Consider the following 11504-nt stretch of genomic DNA (forward strand, 5'->3'; position numbering starts at 1 on the left):
GCAAGTTCTCGCGGCTGACCCTGCAGTTGCGCGCGCACGACGAGTCGGACACCTCCGCCTGGAAGCGGTTCCGCAACGACGCCGTCCTCGCGGTGGACTTCGTGGGGCTGCCGGCCAAGCCCACGGGGATCGGCCTGGTGACCGGCTCCGGCCTCTCGTGCGAGACGAAGGAATCGGACCCGGCGGTCGTCTCGGACCCGACGCCCGCGCTGACCTCCACGCCGCAGACGGCGCCCGGCGGCGAGTCGGGGGCGCAGCTGCGGGTCGCCATGGACGTGGACAAGAAGGCGTCGGACGGAACGTGGTCCAACGCGATCTCCGAGATGGAGCGGCCGACCAGCGGTTACGTCGGTGACAACGTGAAGCTCACCGCGTCGACCCCCACGCTCAGTGAGGGAACCCTCTACCGCTACCGGTCGTGGACCCGTTCGTACTACAACAGCGGCAAGAGTCAATTGCCTGGTCCGTCGAACGCGTCGACGACGGGTTGGTGCTACTTCAAGGTCGACCCGACGGCGCCGAAGGCGCCACGGATCACGATCGGGTCGCCGTACACCGAGTGCACGCCGAACGCCTGCGTGGCGGGCGGTGGTCCGGGACAGAAGGCGGCGTTCACGTTCGCTCCGGCGGTGGGTGACACCAACATCGTGTCGTACCAGTACAAGATGTCCTCCGAGGACGCCTGGTCGGCCGCGATCAACGGCTCCACGGTGAACCGGGACATCACGCCGCTGAAGTCGGGGACGCACAGTGTGTATGTGCGGGCGAAGGACAACGTGGGCCGCTGGGGTGCTCAGCACGCCGTCGACTTCCTGGTCGCGGCCGGTGAGGGCCCGGTGGGCCGCTGGCACTTCGACGAGGCGTCCGGCGCGGCGCTGGACTCGGCCACGGCCGGGGGGACCCGCCACGACGCCACGCTGGGCGGCGGTGCGGTGCGCGACGACCGGGGGCGCCGGGGCCTGATCACTCATGACGCCGACGGTGTGGAACTGACCGATCCGGTCACGGACAAGGGCCTCGCGCTCAACGGCACCACGGGTCACGCGGCGACGGACGGGCCGGTGCTGGAGACGCGGTCGGCCTACACGATCTCGGCGTGGGCGCGGCTGGACAACACGGACGGCTACGCCGCTGTGCTGTCCACGAGAGGCGAGGACGGGAACCCGTTCGCGTTCTGGTACTCGGGCAATTCCAAGACGTGGTTCTTCGGCATCAACAAGGGTGACGGCACCGGGTACTACGGCCAGCCCGCCGCGTATCCGGCGCAGGCGGGTGTGTGGACGCATCTGGCCGGCACCTACGATCCGGCGAAGCAGGAGCTGAGGTTCTACGTCGACGGCCGGGCCCAGGGCGGTCCGGTGACGGTGGCGGGTTCGTGGCCGTCGAGTGATCCCCTGCAGTTCGGCCGGGTTCCGCTGAGCAGCGGCCACACCTACCACTTCCCGGGTTCGATCGACGAGGTGGCGGTGTGGCAGCGGGCGCTGACCCACGCCGAGATCCTGGACGAGGCGCGGCTGCTGACCTCGGAGGGCTTCGCCGGCGCCGAGCTGGTGGCCGACTGGTCCGCGGCGGCTGCGAGCGGGACGACGATCGCCGACACCACGTCCGGATACGGCAGGACGCTCACCCTCAGCGGCGGGGCGTCCATCGACGCCGAGACGATCCTTCTCGACGGTGTGGACGACGCGGCCACCGCGCCGGGCCCGCTGGTCTACGACCATGCGGCGTTCACGGTCAGCACGCTGGTGCAGCTGGACGGCGCGAAGCTCGCGGGCAAGGACACCGGCTTCACCGGCCAGGTCCTCGGGCAGCGCACGGCCGACGGCTCCGCCTGGGGCTTCTGGTACCAGCTCACCGGCAAGGACACCGTCGTCGACGAGGAGACCTTCGAGGAGCGGACCGTGCCGGTGGGCAAGTGGCACTTCGGCCGGCTGAACGCAGACGGGACCTTCTCGTCCGCGGTGTCCGAGGAGGTCGCCGCACTGGACACGCCGGTCAGGCTCACGGGCATCTACGACCCGCTGAACGGAAAGATCAGCCTCTACCTGGGGCACAACATCAACGGTGAGCCGAAGGCGTTCACCGTGCAGCTCGGCAGCGGTGACTTCGCCGTCGGCAAGGGCTTCACCGACGGCGCCTGGAAGCACCACCTGCCGGCCAGGGTGTCCGAGGTGCGGCTGTGGGCCGGGGCGATGGCCGGCTCCGAGCAGATCGACCACCGGATCGGCGACTGACGACCGGTACCCGGTCATCGTCGACATGGCCGGGTCGTCGGTGCGGGCGGCGCACGAAGCGCCGCCCGCACCGGCACCTTCGGGTTTCTTCCAATGAATCAGGGGTGGGCTGTACTGATGTCATCAGGCATGCGTAAATCCGGCAGACGGTCCGGGCCGGTACGCCGGCACACGGGTCGTTTGCTGATCTCCTCTCTGGCGCTGGCGATAGCCGCGCCGTTCGGCCTCGCGCCGTCCGCGGTGGCCGACGACCGTGCCGAGGGACTCGGCCGGCCGGATGTGCCGAAGGAGCGTGTCAGCAAGGTCAGAGCGATCGACGGTCCCGGCGCGAAGAAGGCCAGGGACAGGGTCGCCAAGGAGAAGAAGGCCAACGCGGGCCAGGCCGAGCGGGCCAAGGCCGAGCGACGCGCCGGCTGGCCGAAGGCCGGCACCGCGACCGTCAAGGTCGGCGGGCAGGCCGGGGGAAGCGCCAAGGCCGGCGGCGTACGAGTGACCGTCGCGGCGGCCGGGACGGACCGCAAGGGCAAGGCGAAGGCGACCGCCGGGGCGAAAGCCCCGGCGGCGGCAGCGGGCGAGGTCCGCGTCACCGTCCTGGACCAGAAGGCGGCAGACCGGGCCGGGGTCACCGGCGTCCTGCTGACAGCGGCGGCGGACAGCGCGGGCCCCGCACAGGTCGGCGTCGACTACAGCGAGTTCGCCGGCGCCATCGGCGGCGGCTGGGCACAGCGGCTGCGCCTCGTGCAGCTGCCCGCCTGTGTGCTGACGACTCCCGAGAAGCCCGAATGCCGCAAGCAGACGCCCCTGAAGTCCGACAACGACATCCTGGGCCAGTCCGTCTCGGCGTCCGTCGCACTGCCCCGGTCGGCGGACACCGCCGGGATGTCGACGCAGCTGGCGCGGGCCGCGGTCGCCTCCGGCGCGGCGGTACTCGCCGTCACGGCGGACGGCGCGGGCGAGTCGCCCGCGGGCACCGGTGACTACTCGGCGACGGAGCTGAAGGAGTCCTCCTCCTGGGAGGCGGGCGGCAGCTCGGGCTCCTTCACCTGGTCGTACGACTTCACGCTGCCGGAGGCCGCGGCCGGGCCGGCGCCCGAGCTGTCGCTGTCCTACGACTCCGGCAGCGTCGACGGCCGCACCGCCACCACCAACAACCAGAGCACGTCCGTCGGTGAGGGCTTCGGGATCACCGAGTCCTACATCGAGCGCTCGTACGGCCGGTGCGACGACGACGGCCACGACGAGATCTACGACAGCTGCTGGAAGTACGACAACGCCTCGCTGATGCTGAACGGCAAGTCGTCCCGGCTGGTGAAGGACGCCTCCGGCGAGTGGCGGCTCGAGGGCGACGACGCGTCCAAGGTTACGCGCTCCACCGGGGCCGACAACGGCGACGACAACGGCGAGCACTGGACCGTCGTCACCGGTGACGGCACCAGGTACGTCTTCGGCCTGGACAAGCTTGCCGGTGCGGCCGATCAGCGCACCAACTCGACCTGGACCGCCCCGGTCTTCGGTGACGACTCCGGCGAACCCGGCTACTCGTCGGGCAGCAGCTTCGCCGACCGGTCGCTGACCCAGGCCTGGCGGTGGAACCTCGACTACGTCGTGGACACGCACGGCAACGCCGCCACCTACTGGTACGCCAAGGAGAGCAACTACTACAAGAAGAACAAGGCGACCAAGGCGAGCGCCTCCTACGTCCGCGGCGGCTACCTCAAGGAGATCAAGTACGGTCTGCGCGAGGGTGCGCTGTTCACGGACGACGCCGACGCCAAGGTCACCTTCACCTACGCCGAGCGCTGCACCGCCTCGGACTGCTCGTCGCTGACGAAGGACACCTCCGACAACTGGCCGGACGTCCCCTTCAACGTCATCTGCTCCAAGGACGACGACGAGTGCAACTCCTCGGCGCCCTCCTTCTTCAGCCGCAAGCGGCTCACGGGCGTCGACACCCACGTGTGGTCCGCCGCGGCCTCCGCGTACCGGGCCGTCGACTCCTGGAAGCTGACCCAGCAGTACCTCGACGGCGGCGACATCGGCGACACCTCGGACCAGGTGCTGACGCTCAAGTCGCTCCAGCGCACCGGCAGGACCGGGACGGACATCACCCTCGACCCCATCTCGTTCACGTACCAGATGCGTCCGAACCGGGTCGACGCGACGGACGACATCCTTCCGCTGACCCGTCCCCGTATCTCGACGATCACCTCCGAGACCGGCGGCATCACCACCGTCACCCTCTCCTCGCCCGAGTGCGTCCGCAGTGAGGTGACGGGGGCGGCGGAGGACACCAACACCCGCAACTGCTACCCGCAGTACTGGAACATCAACGGCGCCGAGGAGGCGTCGGTCGACTGGTTCCACAAGTACCGGGTCCTGGCGGTCACCCTCTCGGACCCGGCGGGGCAGAACGACGTCGTCGAGAACGAGTACGTGTACAGCGGTGCCGCCTGGCGGTACAGCGACGAGCCGATGACGCCCAAGGACGAGCGGACCTGGTCCGACTGGCGCGGCTACCGCCAGGTGACCGTCCTGGGCGGCGCCAAGGACACCACCCGTTCCAAGAACGTCTCCCTGTACATGCAGGGGATGGACGGCGACAAGAAGAAGGACGGCACCACCCGTTCCGCGACCGTCGCCCCGCTCGCCACGCCGGACCTCGGCGTGGCGACCGTCACCGACAGCGAGCAGTACGGTGGCACGCTGCGCCAGAAGGTCACGTACAACGGCTCCACGGCGATCAGCGCCACGGTCAACGACCCCTGGTCAAAGGAGACCGCGCGTCAGGACGTCCCGGACGCGGGCGACCGCGTCGCACGGTTCGTCCGGACCAGGAAGACCACCGACTACACCTATCTGACCGTCCCGAAGACATGGCGCGCAACCGCCGTCGAGACCGCGTTCGACGCGTACGGCATGGAGAGCAGCAGGACCGAGCACGGCGACGTCGCCAAGAGGGGTGACGAGACCTGCACCCGCACGTGGTACGCGCGCAACGCGGGGAAGGGCATCACCAGCCTCGTCTCCCGCACCCGCACGGTGGCCGAGGCCTGCTCGGTCGCCGAGAAGGACCTGGCTCTGCCGGCGAACTCCGCGACCCGCGGGGACGTGATCTCCGACACGGCCACCGTCTACGACAAGACGGGTGTCACCGGCTGGACCGCCGACCAGACGCCGACGGACGGCGAGGCGACCTGGGAGGGCCGGGCCACCGGCTACCCGGCCGCCGCCGACGCCGGTGGTGAGCGTCACCCCACGGGCTGGCAGACCACGGAAGTCACCACCTACGACAGCCTGGGCCGGTCCCTGACCACGAAGGACGCCAAGGGCCAGGTCTCCAGCACCGCCTACACCCCGGCCGCCGCCGGCCCGCTGACCAAGACCATCACCACCGACGCGGCCGGCCACAGGGGCCTCAGCAACATCGACCCGCTGCGCGGCCAGCCGGTCACCACGTACGACAAGAACCTCAAGAAGACCGAGCTGACCTACGACGGCCTGGGCCGCCTGACAGCCGTCTGGCAGCCCAACCGGAGCAAGGCCGGGGGCTTCTCGCCGAACAAGAAGTTCTCCTACGCCATCTCCAACGACAAGCCGTCAGCAGTGGGCACCTCCACGCTGAACGCCGACGGCGAGACGTACTCGACCGAGTACAAGATCTACGACGCGCTGCTGCGCCCGCTCCAGACGCAGGCGCCGAGTCCGCTCGGCGGCCGGCTGCTGACGGACACCCGGTACGACAGCCGGGGCAAGGCCTACGAGACCTTCACCGACATCTTCGACGACGCCACCGGGCCCAACGGCACCTACACCCGTGCCGAGTACGGTGAGGCGCCCAAGCAGTCGGCCGTCGTCTTCGACGGCGCCGGTCGCGAGATCAGCAACTCGCTGCTCACGTACGGCGTGAAGAAGTGGACGAAGACCACCGGCTACACCGGTGACTCGACCGCCACGGCCGATGTGGCCGGCGGCGTGGGCAAGCGCACCATCACCGACGCACGCGGCCGTACGGTCGAGACCCGCGAGTACGCGGGGCCCGACCCGGCGGACGTCCAGTACGGCGGCGGCATCGGCGCCACCTACACGTCCGAGAAGTTCGCCTACGCGCCCGACGGCAAGAAGACCTCCGTCACCGGGCCCGACGGAGCGAAATGGACCTACGGCTACGACCTGTTCGGCCGTGAGACCGCTGTCGGCGACCCGGACAAGGGCGCGACGTCCAACGCGTACGACGTGCTCGACCGGGTCGTGAAGACCACGGACGCGCGCGGCAAGTCCATCCTCACCGAATACGACACGCTGGGCCGGGTCATCGGCACCTGGGCGGGTTCGAAGACCGACGAGAACCAGCTCACGGCGCGCACCTACGACACCGTCCTCAAGGGCAAGCCCGGCGCGACCACCCGCTACGTGGGCGGCAGGAACGGCGCCGCCTACACCAGCACGGTCATCGAGTACGACACCCTGTCGTCCCCGGTCAGGACCAGGCTGGAGCTCCCGGCCTCCGACCCCCTGGTCAAGGCGGGTGCGCCGTCGGCCATCGAGTACGGCAGCCAGTACGCGCTCGACGGAACGGTCAAGAACACCGAGGAGCCGGCGCTCGGCGGTCTCCCGTCGGAGATCGTCGACTTCGACTACACACCGACCGGTCAGGTCACCTCGATCAGCGGAGCGACCGGATACCTGCTCGACGCCGACTACTCGGCGACGGGCCAGGCCCAGCAGCTGGTCCTGGGCACGGCGAACACCGAGGCCCACAAGAAGGTGTACGTCACCAACACCTATGAGGAGGGCACCGGCCGGCTGACCCGCAGTCATGTCACGGACCAGACACACCCGTACATGCTGCAGGACCTCAACTTCTCCTACGACCAGACCGGCAACGTCACATCCATCGCGGACCCGACGCTGCTCGGCGGCACGAGCCAGGCGGAGACGCAGTGCTTCGCCTATGACGGCCGCCGGCGTCTGACCCAGGCGTGGACGCCCGCCTCACAGGACTGCGCCACCCCGCGCAGCGCGAGCAGTCTCTCGGGCCCGGCGCCCTACTGGACCGGCTACACCTACAACGCCGCCGGCCAGCGGGTCACGGAGGCCAAGCACACCTCCGGCGGGACCACCACCGACACCTACTGCTACACCGGCACCCAGAAGCACGCGCTCACCGGCATCAGCACCGCCGGCAACTGCGCCGCACCGAACCGCTCCTACGCCCACGACGCAGCCGGCAACACCACCAAGCGTCCGGGCGACAAGGGCGAGCAGAACCTGACCTGGTCGGAGGAGGGCAAGCTCGCCAAGCTCACCGAGGGCACGCAGTCGACGGACTACATCTACGACCCCGACGGCGGGCTGCTCATCCGCAACACCTCGGGCGGCGAACGGGTCCTGTACGCGGGCGTCACCGAGCTGCACCTGCGCGCCGACGGCACGACATGGGCGCAGCGCACCTACCAGTCGGACGGCCTGGCCGTCGCGGTGCGCAGCAACGAGACCGGGCAGAACAAGCTCCACTACCTGACCGGTGACCACCACGGCACGCAGAACCTGGCGATCGCCTCGGACGCCACGCAGGCGTTCAGCAAGCGCCGCATGTCGCCGTTCGGCGACACCCGGGGCGGCACCGTCGGCGACTGGCCGACGGACAAGGGCTTCCTGGGCAAGACGGCCGACGCGTCGACCGGTCTGACCCATGTGGAGGCCCGTGAGTACGACCCGGGAATCGGCCAGTTCATCAGTGTCGACCCGAAGTTCAGTACCGAGCAGCACCAGTCGCTGAACGGCTACTCCTACGCCAACAACAACCCGACGACGCTCTCCGACTCGACCGGCCTGGCCGTGCCCGAGTGCCTCCAGGGCCTGATCGAGTGCCGTGGCGGCATCCCGGTCAGCAGCGGTGGCGGCGGCAAGAGCAAGGGCAGCGGCAGCAAGGGCAGCGGTGGCGGTGGCGGTGGCGGTGGCGGTGGCGGCGGAGGCGGTGGTGGCGGTGGAAGCAGCAGCGGCACCGTCGGCTCCAGCTACACCTGGCAGGACTCCCTCTACGACGGCAGCTGGCAGGGCCCGCTGTCGTACGGCTTCCTCTACACCGAGGACGCGGCCTCCCGCCGGGCGAACTACCAGAAGGCGGATGTGCTGGCCCGCCAGAACGCCCTGCGCATGGCCGATGCCTACGGCTGGAACACCGCGGCCCGGTACGCCGTCGACGAGCGCAACGCCCTGAGGTCCTTCTACCGCAGCCCGATGGACGACTGGCTGCTGCCGAAGAAGCGCGGGGCGCGTGACTTCCCGACGTACGAGTATCTGAGGGACAAGCGCGGCAAGAGCGACCGTCAGATCGTCGAGAGCTCGGCGAAGACCAACCCCAAGGTCAACGCGATCAACCAGACCACCAAGTGGGCGGGCCGCGGCCTGCTGGGACTCGATGTGGGTGTCGGCGTCTACAACGTCGCGACCGCTCCCGAGGGTCAGAAGGTGCAGACCGCCGCGCGGGAGACCGGCGGTATCGTCGGTGGCCTGGCGGGAGCGAAGGCCGGTGCGACGCTCGGCGTTGCGATCGGCGCCTTCGGCGGTCCCGCCGGCGCCGCCATCGGCGGCGTGGTCGGCGGTGTCGTGGGCGGAATCGCCGGCAGCACCGTCGGACGGAAGATCGGCGACTGGGTCGGAGGGTTGTTCTAGCCAGTGGCACCGACGTCACAGGGAGCCCCGGTGTCCGCGATCATCGCGGACACCGGGGGGCTCGCCTTCGCTGAAGTCAGGGACGGCGCCGTGCGCCGTCTCCATCCGATCCCTTGGGAGCTCACCACCGACAGCGGCGTGGCAGCCACGCTCCACGCGGGCGGGCTGAGCATCGTCGCGCGTATCGCGGCGAGCAACGTGCCGCTGTTGGTCGGCTCCCCGGACGGGACCGACCTGCGCCCTGCTCCCGGCATCCCGGGGGCGCAGGCCCACGCCGACGTGCACGGAGTGAGCCGGGACGGCACGGTTCTGGCCACTGCCGAGCGCAGGACCGGGCACGGCTACCGGCACTCGGCGCACTTCCTGCGCCCGGAGGCGGCGGAGTGGTCCGATCTGGAGGTGCCGGAGACGTTCCTCCTGCTGCATGTGGCCGGGTCCGACGGTGACACGGTGTACCTCACCGGTGGAGCCGAGGACGCTTCCAAGGCGGCGGACCGTGAATGGAGGCCGGCCCTCTTCGCGGCGGACCTCTCCACGGGCGCCGTCACCGAGGTGGCGCTGCCCGCCTCGGGACCGGCTGTTCCCCTGCGGGACAGGCTGCGCTGGAACAGCTGCGACCCGGCCGTCGGGCTTCTGGGCCGCGGCGCGTTCCACCGGGACGTGCTCGTCTCCTCTTCGTCCTACGGGCACGCCTTCGAGCACGACGTGCTGCACGCGGTCGACCGGGCGAGCGGGCTGTGGGCCACTGCCCAGCTCCGACGGGACGACCAGCTGACAGAACAATGGGTGGCCGCGGACAGAACCGTCCACGCGCTCACCGGGTTCGGGGACCTGTGGACCTCGGACGCAGGACGGGCGTGGCGGCGCACGGACTTCCGCGACCGTCTGATGCGGGTGCTCGGCAACGGCACCAATGGCATCGGCCTGCAGGCTTCGGCCTTCACCGGTGACCGGCTGCTGCTGGCCACTGCGTCGGCCGTGGCCGAGTGCGCCGCCGACGGGACCGGCATCCGGATCCTGTGCCGGCGCGAAGAAGGGGCACCCCGCGTTCTGTCGTTCCTGCGGCCGCCGACCGGGGCACTGCCCGGCTGATTCGCAGGTGCGTCAGCGGCCGGTCACCGAGGCATCGCCCCGGTGACCGGCCGCTGTGCTGCCGGCCGTTGCTCTGGCGTGTGATGTTCGTCATATCCCGGGAGGGGCGCAAGATCACTCTGCGTACAGGCGCCGAGCGGCGGCCTCGGGAGTGGCGCATACCGGGCAGCCCAAATGGGATCAAGATCGTCGTAATCAGCCGCCGTCAGGGCCCCCTCCGTGGCCGAGAACGAGTCGCCCCCGTGCTGCGCCCCTCCGCCCGTCGCGTGGGGTGACCTCGTGGGGCCGGAGTCGCCGGGCGCGGCAGTCGGGCATCACTTGACGGGGACATGAGGGTCGCGTTGACTCGCGGCCCGTTGTGACCCTTACGTGATGACGGGGTGGGGATTTGGAAACGCGAAGGGCGCCTCTGCGTGCCCGAAGACATCTGGTGCGCAGCGCCGCGATGACCGTGTCGGCGCTGATGGCGGCCGTGGTGCTGCCCGTGAACGCCGCGCAGGCCGCTCCCGCGGCCGGGAACATGGCGACACCGGCGGCAGGAGGCGCAGCGCACGACGAGGGGCGGAGGGCTCTCGCGGAGGCGAAGGAGTCGGGTGAGCGGGTCGAGGTGGTGGGGGAGCGGTCGGAGCGTGCGACCGTGTTCGCCAATCCCGACGGTTTTTCGTTCACGTTGGAGGAGTCGGCGGTGCCGGTGCGGGTGGCCGTGGAGGGTGGTGGCTGGCGGAAGCCGGACGCGACGCTCGAGCGGCGCCCTGACGGCTCGGTGGGGCCGAAGGCCGCGGCCGCGCGGATGACGTTCTCCGGGGGAGGGTCCAAGGACCCGCTCGTGACGATCACCGACCAGGGCCGGTCGGTGAAGCTCAACTGGCGTGGCTCCCTGCCGAAGCCGGAGATCTCCGGCCCGAGTGCCGTGTACCGCGAGGTGCTGCCGGACGTGGACCTGAAGCTCACGGCGACGCCGGAGAGCTTCCAGCACGTGCTCGTGGTCAAGACGCCGAAGGCCGCGGCCGATCCGAGGCTGAAGAAGCTGACCTTCGGCCTCGAGGCGGACGGCCTCGACATCCTCAAGGGCGAGGCGGGCAACCTCGCCGCCGTGGACGCGGGCGGCCGGACCGTCTTCCGTGCACCGCCCGCCCAGATGTGGGACTCGGCCGGCAAGGACGCGTCCGGGCAGACGCGGCCCGCGCCCCCGGCCGGTGCCGCACAGCCGAAGTCGGCGGCTGCCTCCGCCTCCGCGGCGGCCTCCGACGCGACGCCGCCGACCGCAGGTGACACACCGAAGGAGGCCTCCTCCGGCCACGGCCAGGAGCCCGGCCGCGGCGATCGGGTTGTGCGGATGGGTGTGGAGTTGGGCAAGGGTTTGTTGTCGGTGGTTCCTGATGCGGGGATGCTGAGGGGTACGAAGGCGGCGGATTTTCCGTTGTTCATCGATCCGACGGTGACGTGGGGTGAGTCGGAGCGGACGTTGTTGCGCAGTGACGGCTATGAGTCGTACGGCTGGGG

Annotated in this window: 3 protein-coding genes and 1 pseudogene; all 4 read left to right on the forward strand. The window is 70.2% G+C overall.

What is annotated here, in order from left to right:
* Window positions 1–2234: LamG-like jellyroll fold domain-containing protein (locus ACZ4SA_RS36105; protein WP_468282804.1), on the forward strand; the 2234-nt coding region annotated here is incomplete at its 5' end.
* A gap of 129 nt (window positions 2235–2363) precedes the next feature.
* Window positions 2364–8909, forward strand: coding sequence for an RHS repeat domain-containing protein (locus tag ACZ4SA_RS36110; protein ID WP_468282810.1), 6546 nt, complete (start codon window positions 2364–2366; stop codon window positions 8907–8909).
* Window positions 8910–8939: 30 nt separating this feature from the next.
* Entirely contained in the window at window positions 8940–10001 is a 1062-nt protein-coding gene (locus ACZ4SA_RS36115) for a hypothetical protein (protein WP_468282807.1), read from the forward strand.
* A gap of 463 nt (window positions 10002–10464) precedes the next feature.
* Window positions 10465–11504: pseudogene (locus tag ACZ4SA_RS36120) on the forward strand (LamG domain protein jellyroll fold domain protein); the annotation flags it as partial.

Source organism: Streptomyces sp. NPDC027962, assembly GCF_055566095.1.

Excerpts from the sequence above, each read along its gene's own strand:
- ACZ4SA_RS36110 (WP_468282810.1), top strand. The coding sequence starts at position 2,364 with ATGCGTAAATCCGGCAGACGGTCCGGGCCGGTACGCCGGCACACGGGT.